The organism is Pseudomonas sp. NFPP25 (genome assembly GCF_900116505.1).
Lineage (GTDB): Bacteria > Pseudomonadota > Gammaproteobacteria > Pseudomonadales > Pseudomonadaceae > Aquipseudomonas > Aquipseudomonas protegens.
The window spans coordinates 92210-113418 of record NZ_FPBG01000005.1 but is presented as its reverse complement, the minus strand read 5'-3'; the positions used below and the strand labels follow the sequence as shown (position 1 = coordinate 113418).

Annotated in this window: 20 protein-coding genes; 14 read left to right on the top strand and 6 right to left on the bottom strand. The window is 65.0% G+C overall.

The genetic code is table 11. The annotated features are described in order from the left end of the window. Positions 1–43: 43 nt before the first annotated feature. A complete protein-coding gene (locus BM382_RS20510) occupies positions 44–859 on the bottom strand; it encodes an energy transducer TonB (protein ID WP_072443772.1) in 816 nt (271 codons plus the stop codon). A 511-nt stretch (positions 860–1370) separates the two neighbouring features. Then, positions 1371–2234: a LysR substrate-binding domain-containing protein gene (locus BM382_RS20505; RefSeq protein ID WP_011058604.1), complete on the bottom strand. Its 864-nt coding sequence runs from the start codon at positions 2232–2234 to the stop codon at positions 1371–1373. Positions 2235–2342: 108 nt separating this feature from the next. Here BM382_RS20505 and BM382_RS20500 point away from each other — a divergent pair, with 108 nt between their 5' ends. From BM382_RS20500 to BM382_RS20460, 9 genes are all read left to right on the top strand, one after another. Continuing rightward, entirely contained in the window at positions 2343–3005 is a 663-nt protein-coding gene (locus tag BM382_RS20500; RefSeq protein WP_011058603.1) for an ankyrin repeat domain-containing protein, read from the top strand. A 28-nt stretch (positions 3006–3033) separates the two neighbouring features. Continuing rightward, on the top strand, positions 3034–3495 hold the full coding sequence (locus BM382_RS20495) for a nucleoside deaminase (protein ID WP_011058602.1): 462 nt from the start codon (positions 3034–3036) through the stop codon (positions 3493–3495). Beyond that, positions 3482–4687 (top strand): CynX/NimT family MFS transporter, encoded by a 1206-nt coding sequence (locus BM382_RS20490; RefSeq protein WP_072443770.1) that lies wholly within the window; start codon positions 3482–3484, stop codon positions 4685–4687. The genes BM382_RS20495 and BM382_RS20490 overlap by 14 nt, the downstream gene beginning before the upstream one ends. A 150-nt stretch (positions 4688–4837) precedes the next feature. Further along, entirely contained in the window at positions 4838–5314 is a 477-nt protein-coding gene (locus BM382_RS20485; RefSeq protein WP_065364768.1) for a DUF6392 family protein, read from the top strand. Between the two features lie 540 nt (positions 5315–5854). After that, positions 5855–6433, top strand: coding sequence for a hypothetical protein (locus BM382_RS20480; RefSeq protein ID WP_065364767.1), 579 nt, complete (start codon positions 5855–5857; stop codon positions 6431–6433). Positions 6434–6442: 9 nt separating this feature from the next. Further along, positions 6443–6658, top strand: coding sequence for a helix-turn-helix domain-containing protein (locus BM382_RS20475; RefSeq protein WP_011058598.1), 216 nt, complete (start codon positions 6443–6445; stop codon positions 6656–6658). 75 nt (positions 6659–6733) lie between these two features. Further along, positions 6734–7405 carry a hypothetical protein gene (locus BM382_RS20470; RefSeq protein ID WP_047335383.1) on the top strand — a complete coding sequence of 224 codons (672 nt, stop codon included), beginning with the start codon at positions 6734–6736 and terminating at the stop codon, positions 7403–7405. A gap of 95 nt (positions 7406–7500) precedes the next feature. Then, complete coding sequence (locus tag BM382_RS20465) at positions 7501–7938, top strand: SMI1/KNR4 family protein (RefSeq protein WP_011058596.1); 438 nt, start codon at positions 7501–7503, stop codon at positions 7936–7938. Continuing rightward, complete coding sequence (locus BM382_RS20460) at positions 7935–8276, top strand: hypothetical protein (protein ID WP_170866341.1); 342 nt, start codon at positions 7935–7937, stop codon at positions 8274–8276. Before BM382_RS20465 ends, BM382_RS20460 begins: the two co-directional genes overlap by 4 nt. A gap of 57 nt (positions 8277–8333) precedes the next feature. Here BM382_RS20460 and BM382_RS20455 read toward each other — a convergent pair whose 3' ends face one another. Both BM382_RS20455 and BM382_RS20450 read right to left on the bottom strand, forming a co-directional pair. Next, positions 8334–9683: an aryl-sulfate sulfotransferase gene (locus BM382_RS20455; protein ID WP_072443766.1), complete on the bottom strand. Its 1350-nt coding sequence runs from the start codon at positions 9681–9683 to the stop codon at positions 8334–8336. 66 nt (positions 9684–9749) lie between these two features. Continuing rightward, on the bottom strand, positions 9750–12122 hold the full coding sequence (locus BM382_RS20450; protein ID WP_019095368.1) for a TonB-dependent receptor: 2373 nt from the start codon (positions 12120–12122) through the stop codon (positions 9750–9752). Between the two features lie 154 nt (positions 12123–12276). On the opposite strand from BM382_RS20450, the gene BM382_RS20445 reads away from it, so the two are divergent. Both BM382_RS20445 and BM382_RS20440 read left to right on the top strand, forming a co-directional pair. Further along, entirely contained in the window at positions 12277–13221 is a 945-nt protein-coding gene (locus BM382_RS20445) for a LysR family transcriptional regulator (RefSeq protein WP_011058592.1), read from the top strand. 240 nt (positions 13222–13461) lie between these two features. Further along, complete coding sequence (locus BM382_RS20440; RefSeq protein WP_072443764.1) at positions 13462–15078, top strand: alkaline phosphatase family protein; 1617 nt, start codon at positions 13462–13464, stop codon at positions 15076–15078. A 158-nt stretch (positions 15079–15236) separates the two neighbouring features. On the opposite strand, the gene BM382_RS20435 is transcribed toward BM382_RS20440, so the two are convergent. Then, entirely contained in the window at positions 15237–16142 is a 906-nt protein-coding gene (locus BM382_RS20435; RefSeq protein WP_011058590.1) for a TauD/TfdA dioxygenase family protein, read from the bottom strand. 183 nt (positions 16143–16325) lie between these two features. Between BM382_RS20435 and BM382_RS20430 the strand changes: the two genes are divergently transcribed. Next, entirely contained in the window at positions 16326–17246 is a 921-nt protein-coding gene (locus tag BM382_RS20430) for a LysR family transcriptional regulator (protein WP_011058589.1), read from the top strand. A 151-nt stretch (positions 17247–17397) separates the two neighbouring features. Here the strand turns inward: BM382_RS20430 and BM382_RS20425 are convergent, their stop codons facing one another. Beyond that, entirely contained in the window at positions 17398–18420 is a 1023-nt protein-coding gene (locus tag BM382_RS20425; RefSeq protein WP_041115133.1) for an ABC transporter substrate-binding protein, read from the bottom strand. A 368-nt stretch (positions 18421–18788) separates the two neighbouring features. On the opposite strand from BM382_RS20425, the gene BM382_RS20420 reads away from it, so the two are divergent. Together BM382_RS20420 and BM382_RS20415 are read left to right on the top strand one after the other, a co-directional pair. Beyond that, positions 18789–20384: an ABC transporter permease gene (locus tag BM382_RS20420; RefSeq protein WP_011058587.1), complete on the top strand. Its 1596-nt coding sequence runs from the start codon at positions 18789–18791 to the stop codon at positions 20382–20384. Next, a complete protein-coding gene (locus tag BM382_RS20415) occupies positions 20381–21196 on the top strand; it encodes an ABC transporter ATP-binding protein (protein ID WP_011058586.1) in 816 nt (271 codons plus the stop codon). The genes BM382_RS20420 and BM382_RS20415 overlap by 4 nt, the downstream gene beginning before the upstream one ends. The last annotated feature ends 13 nt before the right edge of the window (positions 21197–21209 follow it).

The window sequence follows — 21209 nt, the reverse complement described above, 5'->3', positions numbered from 1 at the left end:
CTGTGTAAGCGTTTAGCGCGTGTTGGTTGATCGGCCTTGCGGCTCAATGAATCTTGAAATCTATGGGTACGCTGACCCAGCCGTCCTGGGCCACGTCGCCCTGCTTGGCAGGGACGAAACTCCAGCGCTTGACCGCGGCCAGGGCCGCATCATCGAGTTGCTGGCGACCACTGCTCTTCTGGATCTGGATCTCGCCCGGCTTGCCGCTGGCCAGTACATGCACCCGCAGCAGCACCGTGCCTTCCCAACCGCGACGCTGGGCCAGCGACGGATATTCCGGCGCCGGGTTCTTCAAGTACGCGGCATTCGCCGAAGCCGGGGTCACGGGCGCCGGGGCCGCGGGCGCGGGCGGAGCCGGAGCGGCTACCGGGGCCGCGGGCTGTGGCGGCGCCGGAGTCTGCTGCACCGGTTTGGGCGCAGGTTTCGGCTCGGGCTTGGGCACCGGCTTGGGTTTGGGTTTGGGCACCGGCTTGGGCGGTGGCGGCTTCACGGCCAGCTCGTCCTCCACCGGAGGTGGCGGCTCCACCACCGGCTGTACCGGTTGTGGCGGTGGGGGCTCGACCACCGGCGGCGCCGGGCGCGAGAACTCGATGGTCATGGGCGGGATTTCCGGCGGCACGATCGGCAGCACCGGGGTCGGCTTCTGGCTCAGCCAGTAGATCACTGCCGCGTGCAGTACCAGGGCCGCGGCGCCGAGGATGATGGCCTCACGGCGACGCAATATCCCCTTGGGCGTGCGTTGCAGACGCAATTGGCCCAGCGGCAAGCGGTGAGGCCGGCCGAGGTCGACCAACTCGCCGCTCGGTGCCTGGCGCCACAGCACCTCGTGTGCACTGGCGGCGGTCTGGACATTGCCCATGGATTCACTCCCTACGATCTTTTGAAAAACCCGGCACCGGCGTTTGAACTGCCCCCACGCAACGGTGCCGCGGGGTCAATGATCAGTGCCCCGTGCTTATCTCTTAAAGTAATCTTTCAAGTTATAGATAGATCGAAATCGAATACATGATTTCGCGAAAAAGCCCCAGGCCCCGTGGTTCAAGGGCTGCAGCCAAGAGGGAAAAACACCATGCCTTGCGGGCATCGAAAATATTCCTGCAAAGCATCGAAACAAGACGCTTGGCGGGGGATGGAACAGCTCTCCAAGCAGCAGCGCCCCCTCAAGATCAGCCCTTGCGCTGCTGAACAATCTTGTGAAGGGGCATTCCAGGGCCGCTGGGGCACTGTGCTACCGGCATGAGGCGATGAGATCCCGGCGGCCGCCTGTTATCGAACGCGCGACGGCTAGACGAAGCTGTTCCGCAACTCGCCCCCCGGATGATCGGCCTGTACAGCCCTGGTGCAGACGAACCTGGCCAACCAGCAGACAGTTATCGCCTAGCCACTTGCGGCTTGACGCTTGCCACTGCCCGCAACTGTTCCTGTAGCTCCTTGCCGGCCCGGCTCAAGCCACTGCCGGCGTACAACGCCAGGCGCACGCCCTGGATGTCCGGCAAACCGCTGTCGGCGTCGAGCACGCGATGCCCCTTGCCCAGCACCCGTACCGGCAACAGGCTGATGCCCAGGCCCGCCGCCACCGCCGAACAGACGCTGGCCAGGCTGGCGCTGGAATAGGCGATGCGCCACGGCCAGCCTCCGACCTCCAGGTGATGGAGCATTTCCTGGCGGTACAGGCCGCCCACCGGGAACGCCACCAAAGGCAGCGGATCGCGGCCAAAGGCGGGCTGGCGAACGCTATCGACCCAGCACAGCGGCTCGGGCCAGGAGTCCACGCAGTCATCGCTGTGGCCCATCTGCTTGACCAGCAGCAGGTCGAACTCACCCCGCCGGTACTGGCGCAACAGCTCAGGGCCCAGGCCGCTGCTGACCTCCAGGCGCACTGCCGGGTAATCCAGGCCAAAGCGCGAGAGCATGGGCATCAGGCGCTCGGCGGCGAAATCTTCCGGCACCCCGAGGCGCAGGACCTCTTCGCCGCGCTGGTTGACCAGCATATCGCTGGCCTCTTCATGCAGCGCCAGGATGCGCCGGGCGTAGGCCAGCAGCCGCTCGCCCTCCACCGTGGCCACCACCCGGCGCTGGTCACGGTCCAGCAACTGGCAGCCCAGGCTCTCTTCCAGGCGCCGCACCTGCTGGCTCACAGTGGACTGGGTGAGGTGCAGGCGCTCGGCGGCGCGGGTGAAGTTCTGGCTGTCGGCGACCGCGACAAAACTGCGTAACAACACCGGATCCAACATGTTGACCTACCATCCTGACTACCACTGGTTGGCATGATTATATTTAATTTCAGAATACCCAGCGCCGTCACCATACTTCCCTTTCATCAGCCGGAACGGGAGGTTCTCATGCAACTCAAGCGTTTTCTCAAACGCGGCCTGATCGCCGCCGGCCTGTTCACTGCGGGGGTGGTCATGGCCAGCGATGGCGCGTTGCTGGAAGCGGTACGCAAGGGGCAACTGCAACAGGTGCAACAGTTGCTTGAGCAAGGCGCGGCGCTCGATGGCCGTGGCCTGGACGGCAGCAGCCCGCTGCTGGTGGCCACCCGGGACAACCGCATCGACATCGCCCGGGCGCTGATCGAGGCCGGGGCCGACGTCAACCGCAAGAACCTGATCCAGGACAGCCCCTACCTGCTGGCCGGCGCCAGCGGTCACAACGAAATCCTCAAGCTGACCCTGGCCCACGGCGCCGACCTCAAGAGCACCAACCGCTACGGCGGCACCGCGCTGATCCCGGCCTGCGAACGCGGCCACGTGGAAACCGTGCGCCTGCTGATCGAGGCCGGCGTCGAGCTGGACCACGTCAACCACCTGGGCTGGACCTGCCTGATGGAAGCCATAGTGCTGTCCGACGGCGGCCCGGCGCACCAACAGATCGTCGCCCAACTGATTGCCGCCGGCGCCGACCTGAACCTGCCGGACCGCGCCGGCCTCAGCCCGTTGCAACAGGCCGAGCGCCGTGGCCAGGGCGCCATCGCCAAGCTGCTGCGCGATGCCGGCGCTGCCTGAGCCCGCCCCTCTTTTGAAGGAACCTTGCATGCACGACGATCAACACTACCTGCAACAGGCCGTGGCACTGGCCCGGCGCAATGTCGAACAGGGCGGCCGCCCGTTCGGCGCATTGCTGGTGCGCAACGGCCGGGTACTGGCCGAGGCGGTGAATGAAATCCACCTCAGCCAGGACCCCACCGCCCACGCCGAGATGCTGGCCATCCGCGCCGCCAGCAGGCAATTGGGCCCGCGCCTGGATGATTGCGTGATCTACGCCAGCGGCCAGCCCTGCCCCATGTGCCTGGCCGCCATGTACCTGTGCGGCGTGTCCCGCGCGGTATTCGCTGCCAGCAATGAGCAAGCTGAGCCGTTCGGCCTGTCCACCGCGGCCATCTACCAGCAACTGAGCAAGCCCCTGGAAGCCCAGCGCCTGCCGGTGCTGCACCTGCCCCAGGCAGCGATGAGCGCCCTCTACCAGGATTGGCAGGAGCGTCATGCAGCGAACTGAATCCACCTTCCAGCGCTGGGCCGGCTGGGCCCTGCTGGTGTGCCTGGGGCTGAACCTGCGGCCGATCCTCAGCTCGGTCAGCCCGCTGCTCAACGAGATCCGCGGCGCCACCGGCATGAGCTTCCAGAGCAGCGCCTGGCTCACAAGCCTGCCGGTGATCTGCATGGGCCTGGTGGCCTTGCTCGGTGTACGCATCGAAGCCCGCCTGGGCGAGCGTCGGGGCGTTTCCCTGGGCTTGCTGCTGGTGCTGCTGGCCTGCCTGGTGCGGCTGTTCTTCGGCCAGGCCGCGGCCTTGCTCGCCACCGCCCTGCTCGGCGGCGCCGGGGTGTCCTTGATCCAGGCCCTGGTACCGGCGTTGATCAAGCGCCAGTTCCAGCACCGGGTGGCCCTGGCCATGGGCGTCTACTCGGCCTCGCTGATGGGCGGTGGCGGCATTGCCGCCCTGCTCAGCCCGCAGGTGGCCAGCCACTTCGCCAACTGGCAGGCGGGGCTTGGCGTCTGGCTGCTACCGGCGATGGCGGCGCTGCTGCTCTGGGCCTGCCTGCCCCTGGGGGCCGGCCGCCGCAACGGTAGCCCGGCTCCCCTGGCCGGGCTCTGGAACAACCGCCGCGCCTGGCTGCTGGCGTTGTATTTCGGCCTGGTGAACTGCGGCTACATGAGCATGGTCGCCTGGCTGCCGGCCTACTACCTGCAGATGGGCTGGAGCGCCAGCCAGAGCGGTTCGCTGCTGGCCTTCATGACCCTGTTCCAAGTCAGCGCCGCCCTGCTGATGCCGGCCCTGGCCCAGCGCAGCAGCGACCGCCGCCCGCTGCTGGGCATCAGCCTCGCGGCCCAGGCCGCGGGTTTTCTCGGGCTGGTGCTGTGGCCCTTGCAGAGCCCGCACCTGTGGGTGGCGCTGATCGGCTTCGGCCTCGGAGCGTGCTTTGCCCTGAGCCTGATCCTCACCCTGGATCACCGGCGCGACCCTCGGGAAGCCGGGCAACTGGCGGCTTTTGTCCAGGGCGTGGGCTTTCTGATCAACGCCGTCTCGCCATGGCTCAGCGGCTGGCTGCGGCAAGTCACCGGCAGCTTTGTCAGCGCCTGGTGGGTGCTGATCGTGGGTGTCCTGGCGATGCTGTTCCTGACCCGGATCTTCAGCCCCGCCAGCTATCAGGCCCGGGCCCAGCTCGATACCGCGCCCCAACCGGCCTGACACCGGCCCTCCAACCCACCGCCTGCCAGCACGGCAGGCGGCGTTCTTCATGTCGCCACAGCACCACTATCCTTCTCGACCGGCTAAGATCGGCCGCCAACGCCACTCGCGACAACGGGCACACACTCAACTCAGGACACAGGAATAGCGATGGACGCTGCAACGATCGGCCGCTGGGTAAGCAGCCTGGGGCTCAGCCATGAAGAACTGATCGCCCGGGGAGAACGCATCGAGACCCCGACGGACAAGATCTACGACGAATTCGAATGGCTGACCGTGATCGTCGAGCCCGGCCTGATGCTGGACTTCTGGGAAGACAGCCTGGCCCTGGAAAAGGTATTGATCGAACTCATGCCCCTTGAACAGGGGCGCTCCTTCTACAGGGGCGAGCTGCCCGCCCCGTTCTCGCGCAGCATGACCCACGCCGACATCCGCAATCTGCTGGGTACGCCCCTGCGATCGGGGGAGCGCAGGCCATCAGCAGATGGGCAATACACGCTCAACGCCTGGGAGAGCTACCGCCTGCCGGAGCACCTGCATCCCGGTGCGCGGGTTGGGTTCGTCTATAGCGCCGACCGGCAGATCAAGGTCCTGTCGTTCGACTTGCTGGAGCCGCAGCGCGACTGATTCGGCCACACAGAGTGGCTCGTGGAAACTCGCGGCGATCCGCCAGGCATCAGAGGACCGGCGCGAGATCGCCAAGCAAGGCCCTGCGGTCCTTTTCGCAGCCTCGCAGGCTCGGCAGCGGCTACAGGAAACGTGAAGGACGACAGAGATAGGCCGGCAGGCAGGCCGCCGGCAGATTTTGATCTTGCTCTGGCTTTTGATCTTCCTGCCCCCTTAGACACGATGGCCAAACGCAGGCGAGGCACCGAGTGGAGGGGCAGGTGCCTTTGGTTACTTTGGGCTGGCCGGCATTCCGGGCTTCAAAGTGACTCGCTGCAAGAGCGAAACCATAAGTGGCCGTGACCGCAGCAATGGATAGGTACACCAATAAGACCCCAACCTCAGGTTTTACGGCCACTACGCGCCCGAGCGGGAACAAGCTCCCTCGCCACAGCATGATTCCTGGCCTGGAGTCGTGACGATTATTGAAAATAAATTATTGTAATTCGATAATTTTTTATCAATAATTTGCCACCCCCAAAGTTTTGCAAGGAATAACGCATGAACTCCCAAATCAACGGCTCGGCCCAGTACCGCTTACGACGGGTCGGCCTGCTGGCCGCGATCCTGGCCTGGGTCATGGGCGTGGTGGAGCTGGGCGGCAATGCCGGGCTCTGGATCTACAGCAAGGACCAGGTCCTGGGCGCCCTGCTCAGCGTATTTGCCGAACACTCGCCGCGCCTGCTGGAAGCCGACTTCAAGCTCTCGTCGCTGAGCTTCGCCCTGCTGGTGATCCTCGACTTCCTGCCACTGCTGCTGTCGAGCTTCGCCCTGTACCTGACCGGCGTGTTCTTCCTGCGCCTGTCCCGTGGCGAAACCTGGAGCGATCGCAACATCCGCATCCTCTGGCGCGTGGGCATGCTGTGGATAGTCGCCCCGGCCACGTTCCCGATGATGGAAACCCTGCAAGGCCTGGCCCTGTCCATCGACCTGCCGCCCGGCCAGCGCATCCTGCAGATTTCCGCGGGCTTCTCGTCCTACGCGGCCTACGAGGTGGTCAAAGGAATCTTGCTCTGCTCGTTTTCCATTATCATGCGCGACGCCAAAGTCCTCAGTGATGAGCACAGTCACTACATATAGAACAATGAGATGACCATTATCGTTCGGCTTGACGTTGTCATGGCTAAAAACAAGATTCGCTCGAAAGAGTTGGCCGCCATCCTGGGCATTACCGAGGCCAATCTGTCGTTGCTGAAAAATGGCAAGGTCAAGGGGATGAAAATCGAGACCCTGGACAAACTCTGCGCCGCACTCGACTGCCAGCCCGGCGACCTGCTGGAATATCAGGCCACCGAGCCCGCGTGACACCCCCGCGTTTGTTTGATCCGAGTCCCGATCGTTAAAGCCTTACCACTCCTCACGTTGCACATTGGCTTATTCATGACTCGCTACCTGCTCTGCCCGCTGCTTTTGCTCGCCTGTCTTTTGACCGGCTGCGCCAACAAACTCGAAGTGGCGATTGCCGCCACTCCGGCCCCGGACTACTACTTCGACCCTCAGGCCCCGGTGCTGGTAAGCATCAACGGAGCCAACGATGCCCACGGCCTCAACGCCAGCTACTACCTGCGCGACATGGTCGCCGCCCTGCATGGCATGGGTTTCAAGCAGGTCTACACCGATACGTCGCTGCCCAAGAACCATCCGCCGTTCCGAATGAACTTCACCCTCGACGTGGGCAGCGAAAAGGTCAGCTACCGCTACACCGCCACCGACTACGGCCAGGTGCCCAGCAGCACCAAGACGGTGTGCAAGCAGAGCACCCATAAAGACAAGAACCTGGTGTGCAACAGCACCCCGACCACCACCTGGGGCCCGGTGGGTTCCTCGGAGCGCACCGGCTACACCACCCTCAGTACCTTCAACATCAAGGCCAAGGACGAGCAGAGCCGGCGCACGGTATTCCTGCTGCGGGCCTCGTCCTATAACGAGGACTGCCAGGACGCCAAGGTCGAGGATTTCCTGGTGCAGGAAAGCCTGGACAACCTGGACTTCCGCAACCGGGTGCAGCGCAAATACACCGTCACCCTGCCCGAAGGCCATAGCTGCAAATAAGCGCCTACCCCGCACCGGGCGACACGCCTACAATCGCCCCTCGACGCCCGCCCGATCCTCCATTGGGCGGGCGCGGTCCCTCAACGACAAGGCGCATGTCGAGCATGACCCTGGATTGGAATGCCTGGGAAATAGAACCCGGATCTATCGTGGACGAACAGCTGATCGCCCAGGTGCAGCATCGCCTCGGCGTCGAGTTTCCGTCGCTGTACCTGGAGCTGGTGCAGTACGCCGAGGCCGCCACGCCGGGGATCGGCGGCTTCGCCTATGACGGCGGCTACACCTGCATCAGCGAGTTCTTCGAATTCGGCCTGAGCAGCCAGCCCTGGACCCTGCTCTGGTACGCCAGCCCTGGCCGTGTGCCGGGGCTCGCCGCAGGCTGCCTGCCGATTGCCCGGGATGCCGGCGGCCTGCTGATCTGCCTGGACTTCAACAGCCCGGCCGTGGCGGTGGAAATCTTCGACCCCGAGAGCGCCAGCCGTTACCCGGTGGCCGCCGATTTCAAGGCCTTTGTCGAGCTGTGGCAGCCATGAACACACCGCGCAAATGGATAGTCGTGCCCACCAACAAAGACGCCCAGCAACGCCTGGACCTGGACCAGTGCCTGCCAGGAGACCTGGAGGAACTGGCGCTGTCCCCGGAGCAGTGGGCAGCCCTGTCCCGCAGCGACCTACTGCCCAGTTTGAACCGTGCCCTGGGCACCCTGATCGATGACTACGAGGACGCGTCGATCCAGGGCCAGGCCGCCCTGGCCACGGCCCTGTCGATCCTGACCCGGGCCGCTACGGCCGAGGATGAACTTATCCACAAGCTCATCGCCCTGAATCAACTGGCCCTGGAACGGGACACCGGTCTGTTCTTCTATTTCTGAGGCCGTCACCCAGGGCTGCCCTCGCCGCAGGTCGGCCTCAACAGCACGGCCGCAAGCTCAAATCCCCGCGCTGGCACTGGCCTGTTTGAGCCCCGAGTCCGGCACGCTCACTGCCGTTTCCGAACGCGGCGTGCCCTGGGGCACCCAGTCGTAACTCACCGGCAGAGCCCGGTACACCCAGTTGCTGATGGCCTCGCTGCCCGGCGCCTTGCCCAGATAGGGGCTGACGTATTCCCAGACGATTTCACCGCCGGCCGTCACCTGGAAGAAGCGCCCGTTCATGCCTTCATCGATCAGGGTGTTGCCGTTGGGCAGGCGCCGCGCACTGCTGATGAACGAGCTGTAGAAAGCCCAGCCCGGCTGCCGGGAACTGGCGGCGCTGTACTGCCAGACGATCTGGTTCTTGATCGGGTCGATCTCCAGCACCCGGGAGCCGGCGATCAGCCCCAGGGGCACCGAGGGGTAACCGGCAGTGCCCTGGTTGTCGAACACCAGCAGATGCCCGGCCCCTGGCAAGCCGGCGGGAATGATGTGGGCGTCATGCTGGCCGACGAACTGGTCCACCGGGCGCGGCACCTTGGCGGCGGTCTTCGGGTTGATCGGCGACAGGTTCGGCCCCAGGCGCCAGACCACCTTGCCGCTGTGCTTGTCGAGGATGGCGATGAAGTTGGCGTTGCGCGAGTCGATCAGCAGGTTGTCCGGGGCGAAGCGTTTATCACCGGCGTCGAACCACTGGTTGGGGCCCACCACGCTGAGGTTGTTGATGTGCAGGTAGTCCGGGTTGTCGGTGCCGTACACCAGCTTCAGTTGCGCCGGGGTAAAGCCGAATTCCTTGAGGTGTTCGGAGGCCAGCCACTGCCATTTGACCTGGCCCTCGGGGCTGACTTCATAGATCGCGTCGTCGATTACCTGGGGCACCTTGAACCCCGCCACCTTGTGCACCTTGTTGGCCAGCACCAGGGTGTTGCCGTTGCTCAGCCGGCGCTGGTCATGATGCTGCTGGGCCGCGCCGCCCGGGGCCTGGTCGCCCCACTGCCAGACCAGCTTGCCGTTCCAGTCCAGCTCGCCGACGCTCTGGTTGCCCAGGCCGTTGCCCGCCGAACCCAGGGGCCCGGGCTCCTTGTCCTTGAGCTGCAACAGCACCCGGCCACGCTCGCCGCCCACCAGTTGCGGGTCGATGATGGCCGAGGGGAAACCGGCCTGGGGCCAGTTCTTCACTTCGTTGCCGTTCATGTCGATCAGGTGGGTCTGCTTATCGGCACCACTGAAGATCACGTACTGGTTATAGGCCCTGGCCGGGTCGTAGCGAGTGACGCCGGTGGGGTAGACGCTGGGCGCGGCCTGCACCGCCGAGGCCAGCAGGGCGGTGGACAGCAGCAGGGGCAAAGCGGTGGTGAGGCGCAACATGACAAGCACTCCTATTCAAGTCGAAAGGCGCCGGAGAACCCGGCGCAAGGTGCGAAAAGCCGGGTATCAGAAATCGTAGCGACCGGTCACGCCCAAGGTCCGCGGGGTGCCCAGCAGGCCTTCGTAACCGCCGTTGCCGCCGGTCCAGAGGGTGGTGTAGTAGGTCTTGTCGAAGGCGTTCTTCAGCCACAGCGAAACGTCCCACTGGCCCTGCTCGTAGTTGCCGCGCAAGCCGGTGGAAAGGTTGACCACGGCGTAGCTGGGGATCTGCCCGTACTCGGAATCCTCCACGGTGCCCACCGCCTTGGAACGGAACGCATAGCTGGCGGTGACGTACTCTTCCAGGCCGTTGTCCAGGTTCCACTTGTATTCGCCGTTGGCGTTGCCGATCCATTTCGAGGCGCCCACTACCTGGTGGCCGCTGAGATCGCACGAGGCCGGGGCACCGGGGCGCAGGCTGACTTCCGGCGGGCACGGCGCATCCTTGTAGGAGAGGTAGCGCACGTCGTTGTAGGAACCGTTGAGGTTCAGGGTCAGGCCACGGATCGGCACCAGGGTGCTTTCCACTTCCACCCCGCGCGAGCGCACCGAACCGGCGTTGGTCAGGTACTGCACGCGGTTGGCGTCGTCGTAGGCGTTGGTCTGGTAGCCGTTGACCTGGGTCCAGAACAGGTTGGCGTTGAGTTGCAGGCGGCGGTCCCACAGGGTGCTCTTGAAACCCAGCTCGGCGTTGTTGGCGCGCTCGGTGCCGATCAGCAGCGAATCGGCCCCGGCGGTAGGCGCCGACCCCACCGTCAGGTTGACCCCACCGGACTTCTCGCCGTGGGACAGGGTGGCGTAGCCCAGCAGGTCGTCGGTGATGCGGTAGCTGAGGTTGAGCAGGCCCGAGGGGCTGGTGCTGTACTGGTTGAGGTCGCCGGAGTCATAGGCTCCGGTGCGCCCGCGCCGCGCGTTGGCGGCGGCGCCGGCCACCGCCACGCCGCCCACCGGGGCGTTACGGGTCACCCAGGCGCTTTTCTCCTCGTAGGTGCCGCGCAGGCCGGCGGTGAAATCCAGGCGCTCGGTGAGGTGCCAGGTGCCCTGGGCAAACAGGGCGAAACTGTTGGTCTGGATATGCCCGTTGCCGATGCTGGTGACGTTGCTCAGGGCGCCGGCCGGGGTGCCGTTCCAGATGTCCGCCTTGGGCCCGTAATAGGCGAAGGATTTGTTGTCCAGGTCGGAGCCGAAGTAGTAGGCGCCCAGCACGTAGTCGAAGAAGCCGCCGGTGGGCGAGGCCAGGCGAAATTCCTGGGACCACTGCTTGTCTTGCACCGAAACCCCGGCGTTGTAGCTGGCCGGAACGTTGAGGCCATCGTCGTTGCGCGGGGTGAAATTCCACCAGCGGTAGGAGCTGACCGAGGTCAGGGTGAAGTCGCTGGGCAGGGTCCAGTTGGCCTCAAGCGAAGTGCCGCCCTGGAACACCGTCACGTGCTGGTCGTTGTCCAGGTTGACCTTGCGGTGCGAACCATTGACCAGGGTCGCGCCGGCCGCCGCCGCGCGCGACTCGTAGACATTGGTGCCGTTGATGGTCGGGCCGGTGCTGTACAGCACTCGGGTGCCGGCGCTGGAATCCTCTTCGTTGTAGTCGCCGATCCAGCGCAGGTTGAAGCTCTCATTGGGCTTGTACAGCAACTGCCCGCGAAAGCCCTGGCGTGAGCCGCCATTGAGGTCGTGGCCGTCGAATTCGTTCTTGATGTCGCCGTCGCTGCGGGTGCGGTAGGCGGAAAAACGCCCCGCCAGCTCATCGGTCAGCGGCCCGGAAATCGTGCCCTTGGTCTGGAAGTATCCATCCTCGCCGAGGGAGGTTTCGATGCTGCGCTCCGGGGTGAAGCTCGGCGCCCGGGTGCTGATGTTGATCACCCCGGCGGTGGTGTTCTTGCCGAACAGGGTGCCCTGGGGGCCGCGCAGCACTTCCAGCTGCTCGATATCCATCAGGTCGAACACCGCCATCCCCGGCCTTCCGAGGTAGACGTTGTCGATGTACAGCCCGACGCTGCCTTCCAGGCCGTCGCTGGCCGGGTTGTTGCCCAGGCCACGGATCGACACGCTGGACTGGCGCGCATGCATGTAGGCGACGTTGACGCTGGGCACCAGTTGCTGCAGATCCTGGATGCGGTACACCCGCTGGCTCTCCAGGGCTTGGCCGCTGACCACGCTCATGGGGGTGGGCACGCTCTGGGAGCTTTCCTCGCGTCGACGGGCAGTGACGGTCACCGTCTGCAACTGGCCATCATCGGCCTTGGCCTTGTTGGCACTGCTCTTGGCCGGGGTGGCTTGCGGCGCCGGGGCCTCTTCGGCCCAGGTCGGTGTCCAACTGGCACTGCCGGCCAGCAACAGCGCCAGGGGCAGGCGCTTGAGCCGCCGGGGCGAGAGGGGTGAAGCGAGGGACAACGGGCTCATGGGCGGCTCCTGGTCAGAAAATATACAGCCTTGTATATTCCTTAAAGTTATTTATTTATGTTTTTACAAAGATTTACTGCATAAGAGATTGCCTTTATAAGGAGTCGACCTAATGCATAGCCAATGCATTTCCCCGATATTTTTTATGTGAAAAATGCATATCGACCTGCGCCAGCTCCGCCACTTCATCGCCCTCGCCGAACAGCGCAGCTTTGTCGCGGCCGCAGCGGCGGTGAACCTCTCGCAATCGGCCTTCAGCCGCAGCATCCAGGCCCTGGAACACAGCGTCGGCTGCCAGCTGGTGGATCGCGGGCGCAAGGACCTGGCGCCGACCAAGCAGGGCCAGTTGCTGCTGGAGCACGCGCGCCGGCTGGTCAGCGGCGCCCAGCAGATGGCCAACGAGATCAGCCAGTTCAATGGGCTGGAAGCGGGAGAGTTGCGCTTCGGCTGTGGCCCGGCGCCAGCCGCAGGGCTGATCCCCCGGGCCATCGGCAGCTTTATCGGGCGTTATCCCAAGGCCCGGGTGCAGTTCCAGGTGGATGACTGGCAAAGCCTGAGCAAGCGCCTGCTCAGCGAAGAGTTCGAATTCTTCGTTGCCGACACCCGGCACTTCGAGGCCGATCCGGACTACCTGACCCAGCGCCTGCGCCCGCGCAAATGGCATTTCTGCTGCCGCGCCGGGCACCCCCTGGCCCAGCGCGAAAGTGTCAGCGCCAGCGAACTGATGAGCTACCCACTGGCGGTGACCATCCGCCCGCCCAACCTGCGCAAGGTCATTGTCGACCTGAGCGGCAAGCCGGACTTCACGCCCAATGTGGAATGCGAAAACAGCTACAGCCTGCTGGGGGTGGTCATGCGCTCGGATGCCATCGGCATCGTCGGCTCCTACAGCGACGCGTTGCACAACGCCAAGGGCGAGCTGGTGTGCCTGAAGATCGACGGCCTGGCCGACGACCTGGAAGAGCTCTACACCCGCTACGGCATCGTCAGCCGCGCCGGCTATCGCCTGTCGCCTTTGGCCGCGGCGATGATCGACGAGATCAAGCGCATCGACGAACAGGACGAGGACGTGTGCAGCCTGGACAACCTGGCGGTCTGAGCCACCTGCATGCTCTCACCGTAGGAGCCGGCTTGCCGGCGAAGAGGCCCTTGAGCCTTGCAGCGCTCTCAGGGACGCCTTCGCTGGCAAGCCAGCTCCTACAAGACCCTGCCGTCCGCACACGACGTGGGGGGCCGGTCGGCATTGCATGAAACGCATCGAAACTATTCGGCAAATGCGCTTGCCGGAAGCCCCCGCCGGAGGCGAAAAACCTCGCCTGTCTTCCCCTTGGTGAACCCCATGTCCAATACCCATCCGCCCGTGCGCAACGTGCTCTACATCATGTGCGACCAGATGCGCCGGGATTACCTCTCGTGCTACGGCCACCCGCACCTGCATACCCCGAACATCGACCGCCTGGCCAACGCCGGGGTGCGCTTCAGCCGCGCCTACACCCAGGGCACCATCTGCGGCCCGTCGCGCATGTCGGCCTACACCGGGCGCTACGTCAGCAGCCACCAGGTGGCCTGGAACGCCGTGCCCCTGCCCCTTGAAGAACTGACCCTGGGGGACTACCTGCGACCCCACGGCATCCGCACCGCGCTGGTGGGCAAGACCCACGCCACACCCAACCTCGACGCCCTGCAACGCCTGGCCATCGACCCCGGGAGTGCCCAGGCCGAGGTGCTCAACGAAGTCGGCTTCGAGCCCTATTTCCGCCATGACGGCATCTACCCCGACGACCCGGTATTCGACGACAAGCGCGAGTCGGCGCCCTACACACACTACCTGCGCGACCTCGGCTACCAAGGGCGCAACCCCTGGCACGACTGGGCCAACGCCGGGGCCGGCGAGCAGGGAGAAATCCGCAGCGGCTGGAAAATGCGCAACGCCCACCTGCCGGCCCGGGTCGCGCAAGAGCACTCGGAAACCGTCTACACCACCGACCGCGCCATCGACTTCATCAGCGAACAAGGCGAGCAGCCCTGGTGCCTGCACCTGTCCTACATCAAGCCCCACTGGCCCTATATCGCACCCGCGCCCTACCACTCGCTGTATGGCCCGGAGCAGGTGATCCCGGCGGTGCGCGCCGCGCCAGGGCAGCTCAGCGATCACCCGGTCTACGCCGCCTTCCGCCAGCATGAAGAAAGCCTGAATTTTTCCCGGGATGAGGTGCGCCTGAACGTGGTGCCCACCTACATGGGCCTGATCAAGCAGGTGGATGACCAGCTCGGCCGGCTGTTTGACTTCCTGCAGAGCAACGGCCGCTGGGACGACACCCTGATCGTCTTCACCAGCGACCACGGCGACTTCCTTGGCGACCACTACCTGGGGGAAAAGGAATTTCTGCTGGAACCGGCGGTGGGCGTGCCGCTGATCGTCCGCGACCCGCGCACGGCGGCAGACAGCAGCCGCGGCACCGTGGACGAACGCCTGGTGGAAACCATCGACGCCCTGCCGACCTTTCTCGAGGCCCTGGGCCTGCCGGGGGCCGAGCATCGCCTGGAAGGCCGCTCGCTGATTCCCCTGCTGCACGGCGCCGAACCGGCCTGGCGCCGCTACGCCATCAGCGAATACGACTACGCCTTCCAGGCCCCTGCGCGAGAGCGCCTGGGACAGCCCATCGACCGCTGCCGCATGACCATGGTGCGCAGCGAGCGCTGGAAGTACCTGGCCTACGATGGCTTGCGCCCGCAGTTGTTCGACCTGCACAACGACCCCCAGGAGTTGCACGACCTGGGGGCCGATCCGGCCTATGCCGCGGTGCGCGAAGAACACCTGGGATATGTGCTGGAATGGCTGCGCGGCCTGAAACGCCGTACCACCATCAGCCATCAAGAAATCGACCTGCGCGGCCAGCGTTTTCGCTACGGCGAGCCGGAAAGCGAAAAGCTGGTACAGATCGGCGTGTGGTAACCCCCACCCGTACCTGCACCTTCCCCCGTAGGAGCCGGCTTGCCGGCGAAGAGGCCCTCAAGTCTTGCAGTGCTCTCGAGGGCGCCTTCGCTGGCAAGCCAGCTCCTACAGTGGGCAGGTTCATCGGGTAAATGCCCGTAGGGGCTTGAGGGGGCGGGTCAGAGGCCTTTGGTGGTCTGGCTGCGCTGGCCGTGGACGCCCACCGGGACGTCGCCCTTGAGGGTCACGCGGCGCACGATGCGGTCCTGGGTGCCGTAGTCGTCCACGGCATAGTGCTGGGTCGAGCGGTTGTCCCAGATCGCTACGTCCCCTGCGCTCCAGCGCCAGCGCACGGTGTTTTCCAGACGGGTGACGTGGCTTTGCAGCAAGCCGAACAGATGCGCCGAGTCCGCCTGGGAATAGCCCTTGATGCGCTTCACGAAGTGCCCCAGTACCAGGCTCTTTTCACCGCTCTCGGGGTGCACGCGAACGATCGGGTGCTCGGTCTCGAACACCGTGGAGGTGAACACCTTGCGGTAACGCTCCAGCTTCTCCGCCGAAACGTCCGGCTTGGCCCCGGCGTAGTCGTATTCATTGCTGTGCACCGCCCAGAGCTTGTCCGCCAGCTCCCGCAGTTCCGCCGACAGTTCGTTGTAGGCCGTGGCGGTGTTGGCCCAGACGGTGTCGCCACCGGAGGCCGGGGCCACCACCGAGCGCAGGATCGAGGCCTTGGGGTAGGCGTCGACGAAGGTCACGTCGGTGTGCCAGGAGTTGGCCCGCTGGCCCTGGGCGCCATCCAGCTCCATCAGGTAGCGGGTGCCGTCGCGTACCGGCACGGTGGGGTGGGCCACCGGTTCGCCCAGCAGGTGCGAGAAGGCTTCCTGGCTCTGGTCGTCGAGGTGGGTCTGGCCACGGAAGAAAATCACCTTGTACTGCACCAGCGCTTGCCGGATCGCTTCCACGGTGGCGGCGTCGAGATCGCCGGACAGTTGCACGCCACGGATCTCGGCGCCGATACGGCCGGCCACCGGGTGAATATCAAGGGCATGAACAGCAGGTTGAACGGCTAAGGCGGCATTGCTCATCAGGTACACCCTCATCGGACTGCTTACGGTGGAACCGCCGCGAAACAACGCTCTATCTATATTCAATTTAGATCTAATAGATAACTACATGCTTCGTTGACGGAATAAGAGCTTGCATTTAAAACCTCATTCCTCACTCGTCGCAAATGCCTTCGAGCTATTTTTCGGATGCCGGGAAAGCATATGGATCTTCGCCAATTGCGTTACTTCATCGCCCTCAATGAACACCGCAGTTTTGTCCGCGCCGCCGACGCCATGGGCATCACCCAGCCGGCCTTCAGCCGCAGTATCCAGGGCCTGGAACAGGAGTTCGGCTGCGTGCTGGTGGACCGCGGCAACAAGGATCTTCGCCCCACCCCGGAAGGCCAGGTGGTGCTGCAGCACGCCTTGAGCCTGGTGCAGGGGGCGGCCTTGCTCAGCAGCGAAGTGACCCAGATGACCAAGCTCGACGCCGGCGAAGTGCGCTTCGGCTGCGGCCCGGCCCCGGCGGTGAAGTTGGTGCCCGATGCGGTGGCGCAATTCACCAGTGCCCACCCGAAGGTGCGCACCTGCTTTGCCGTGGACAACTGGGAAAAACTCAGCCGCAGCCTGAACCGCGAAGAGATCGAATTCTTTATTGCCGATATCCGCCATTTCGAGGCCGACCCGAACTACCAGACCCAGCCCCTGACGCCCAAGCGCGGGGTGTTCTTCTGCCGCCCCGGGCACCCGCTGCTGGCCAAGGAGAGCCTGTCCACCAACGACATGTTCGATTACCCCCTGGCCACCACCCTGATCCCCCCGGGGATCCGCAAGCTGCTGGCCAACCTCAGCGGACGCATCGATTTTTCCCCGACCATCGAGACCGAGCACTTTCCGGCGCTGGTGAAGATCGTCCGCCAGTCCAATGCCATCGGCGTGGGCACCGCCGAGGCCTTTGCCGAAGACATCGCCCAGGGTTCGCTGGCGCTGCTGCACTGGCGCAACCTGCCGCAGAACATCGACAGCCTGAATGCCCGTTGCGGCATCGTCAGCCGCAGCGGTTTTCGCCTGTCGCCGGCGGCGCGCAAGATGATCGAAGTGCTGGTGGCGGTCGACCAGCAAACCCACAGCATCGCCGTCTGACCCTGTAGCCGCTGCCGAAGGCTGCGAACGACGACACAGTCGGCGCAAGACGGCACCCGGCTCCTCCAGGTAGACCGCGTTGCCGGCACTGGCGGCCCCTACGGTGCCGAACGCAGCCTGCGGCAGCGGCTACAGGGGTTCAGGAAGGGGTTTACAGGCCGGCAGCGGCCAACTGCGGGGCGACCCAGGCATCCACCTTGAACGGCTTGCGAATCAAGCGTTCCTTGGCCGCCAGGTCTACCGAATCCTGCAGTTTGCCGAGGAACACCGGGTCCAGGGTCGAGGGGAAGATCTCGCTCAGGCGCTGGTCCTTGAGGTCATCCTGCAAGATCACCGGCGGGTAGCTGGCCAGCCCCGAAACCAACTGGATGTAGGCTTCCTTGTTGCTGTCCTGGGTCAGCCACTCTACGGCCTGCTGCTGGGCCTTGAGCAGTTTTGCCACGGCCTCGGGATGCTCGTCGACAAACTTGCCGGCGCCCACCAGCACGCTCTGCACGCTGCCGGCACCGCCCAGGTCCTTGGTGCTCAGGGGCAGTTCGGCCAGGCCCTTGCTGCGCAGGGCGGAAAGCCCGGTGCTGCCCCAGGACGCATCGATCTGCTTGGCCGCCAGGGCCGCCACCGCCGCGTTGAAGTCAAGGTTGACCACCTTCAGGTCCTTCTCGCTCAGGCCCCGGCTGGCCAGGGCCGCGTCGAACGACAGCTGGGTGGCAGTGCCACGGAACACCGCTACGCGCTTGCCCTTGAGGTCTTCTAGGGTCTTGATCCCCGAACCCGGCACCACCCCCAGATAGTGCTTGACCCCACGGGCCGAGGCGCTGAGCAGGCGGGTATCCAGGCCGTTGGACTTGCCGATGATGGCCGCCAGGTCCCCCAGGTACGCCAGGTCCACCTGGCCGTTGGCGAAGGCCTCGTTGATCACCGGGCCTGCGCCCTTGAAGAAATTCCACTGGATCTTGATGCCCTGGTCGGCGAAGGCCTTTTCAAAGATCTGTTGCTGGCGCAGCACATCCACCACCCCACCGCCGCTGTGCTGGGTGCCGGCACTGAGGTCGGGCACGGCAATGCGGATTTCCTTGAGTTCGTCGGCCTGGGCCAGCAGCGGCAGGCAGCCCAGGAGCCCCGCCAGGGCCGGGGCGGCGAACAGGCTGATGACGCGTTTGAAGGGAAGGTTCATGGGTGCGGCTCCTGGTGGCAAAGGCTGAGAGGAGCAAAAGGTAGGCACGGAATCGTTCAACATTTAAATACTATAAATTCACATTTTAATAACCATATCGAATAAATCAGCTGCCACGGGCGTCCCCGGGGATATGCATGAAATGCATGAAAAATATTCTTCAAATGCATTGGATGCGTGTCGGCGAGAAGCCTTAAATGGCCTTTCTTATCTCTTAATAGAATCGATAAGAATTTTAATAGATCACAAATGCATAACACGTAGAAACCGCCTTGCCAGCGAAGAGGCCCTCAAACGCTGATTCGCCGACAAGCCAGCCCCTACGGCATCGACCCACGCCATGCAGTACCCGACGACGGAGGTCATCCATGGCCCGTGTTTCCCTGCTCAGCCTGCCCCTGGCGGCGCCGTCCGACGGACGCCCGGGCTGGCCCCTGATCAGCCAGCGGCTGCTGCCCTGGCTGTTGCCCATCAGCCTGTTCGCCCTGTGGTGGCTGGCCAGCCGCAATCAATGGATGAGCGAACAGATCCTGCCGGCCCCGGCCCTGGTCTGGAGCAGTGCCCTGGAGCTGGCCCATGGCGAGCTGTGGAGCCATCTGGCGATCAGCCTGCAACGGCTGTTCTGGGGCCTGCTGGCGGGTATCGCCGCCGGCGCCCTGCTGGGGGGTGCCCTGGGCTTCAGCCGACGCCTGGAGCGCCTGGTGTTTCCCACCTTCGGCGCCCTGTCGCAGATCCCCACCCTGGCCTGGATCCCGTTGTTCATGGTGTTTTTCGGCATCGGCGAAGTGCTCAAGCTGGTGGTGCTGATCAAGGCGGTGGTGGTGCCCGTGACCCTGCACACCCTGGTGGGCGTGCGCGATGCCCAGCCCCGGCTGCGGGAAGCCGCCGCGGTGCTGCGCCTGCCGCCGGCGCTGCTGGTGCGCCGCCTGGTGCTGCCCGCTGCGCTGCCGGCCTTCATGGCCGGGGTGCGCCTGGCGCTGGCCACCGGCTGGACCTCGCTGCTGGCAGTGGAACTGCTGGCCTCCAGCGAAGGCATCGGCTACCTGATGGTCTGGGCACGCCAGCTGTTCATGCTGGACATCGTCTTCGTGTGCATCCTGGTGATCGGCCTGCTGGGGGTGTGCATGGACCGCGGCATCGGCTGGCTCGACCGCCGGCTGGTGCACTGGCCGCACCCGGCCACCGCCGAATTCCGTCGCGGCCCGCGCTACCAGGGCTGGCAGCGCCTGCAACCCTGGCTGCTGCCCCTGGCGCTGCTGGCCCTGTGGCAAGTGGCGAGCGACCAGCAGTGGGTCGACCCGAACATCCTGCCCAGCCCCCTGGCGGTACTCGCCACCACCGGCAACGGCCTGCTCGATGGCAGCCTGCTGGGGGGCATGGGCCTGAGCCTGGGCCGCACCCTCGGCGGCCTGCTGCTGGGCGGCGGCCTGGGCTTTGCCTTTGGCCTGCTGCTGGGCCTGTCGCGGTTCAGTGAACGCCTGCTGGGCCCGACCCTGGCCGCCATCCGCCAGATCGCCATCTTTGCCTGGGTGCCGCTGCTCACCGCCTGGTTCGGCCTGGGGGAACTGGCCAAGTGGGTGTTCGTCGCCCTGGCCGCATTCTTCCCGCTGTTCATCGCCACCCAGCGCAGCGTCGCCCAGCTCTCGCCGCAACTGGCGGAAGCCGCCCAGGTACTGCGCCTGAACCTCTGGCAACGGCTGCGCCGGCTGGTGCTGCCCGGCGCCGCGCCGGGGATTTTCGCCGGCCTGCGCATCAGCCTGATCTACGCCTGGCTGGGCACCATCGGCGCGGAATACTTCATGCCGTCCAACGGCGGCATCGGCAGCCAGATGATCAGCGCCCAGCAACTGCTACGCATGGACCTGATCATGGCCGGCATGCTCCTGGTGGGCCTTACCGGGGCCCTGCTCAACCTGATCGGGCAACAACTCGAACTTCGCGCCACCCGCTGGAGACACGCATGAACGCACCCCTGGTCAGTTTCACTCACGTGGGCAAGACCTTCGCCGTCGCCGGTGGCGAGGTGGAGGCGATCCGCGAATTCAACCTGGACATCGCCGAAGGCGAGTTCGTCGCCATCGTCGGTTCCAGCGGTTGCGGCAAGTCCACCCTGCTGCGCCTGCTGATCGGCCTGGACACCGAGTTTCGTGGCCAGATCCGGGTCGACGGCAAGGCCGTCAGCGGCATCGGCGGCGAGCGCGGCATCGTGTTCCAGGAACACCGCCTGTTCCCCTGGCTGACGGTGGCCGAGAACATCGGCCTGGGCCTGGTCAACGAGCCCCTGAGCGCCGCCGAGCGCCAGCAACGGGTCGGCGAATTCATCGAACTGGTGGGCCTCAAGGATTTCACCCGGGCCTATCCCCACCAACTGTCCGGCGGTATGGCGCAACGAGTGGCCATTGCCCGGGGGCTGGTAGCCAGCCCGCGGATCCTGCTGCTGGACGAACCCTTCGGCGCCCTCGACGCCCTGACCCGCCAACAGATGCAGGACGAACTGCTGGCGATCCGCGAGCGGGCCAAGATCACCACGGTGCTGGTGACCCACGATGTCGAGGAAGCGATTTTCCTCGCCGACCGGGTGGTGGTGATGGAACCGCGCCCGGGGCGGATCAAGCGCGTGGTCGAGGTGGCCCTGCCCCACCCGCGCCAGCGCAGCAGTTTCGACTTCCACCAACTGCGTGAGGAGCTGCTTCACGAACTGACCCGCGACGAGCTCTACCAGGCGCCTTCGCCGGTACAGATCCGCGACCTGCCCCTGACCTTCATTGCTTGCTGAACAGGAGTGACTC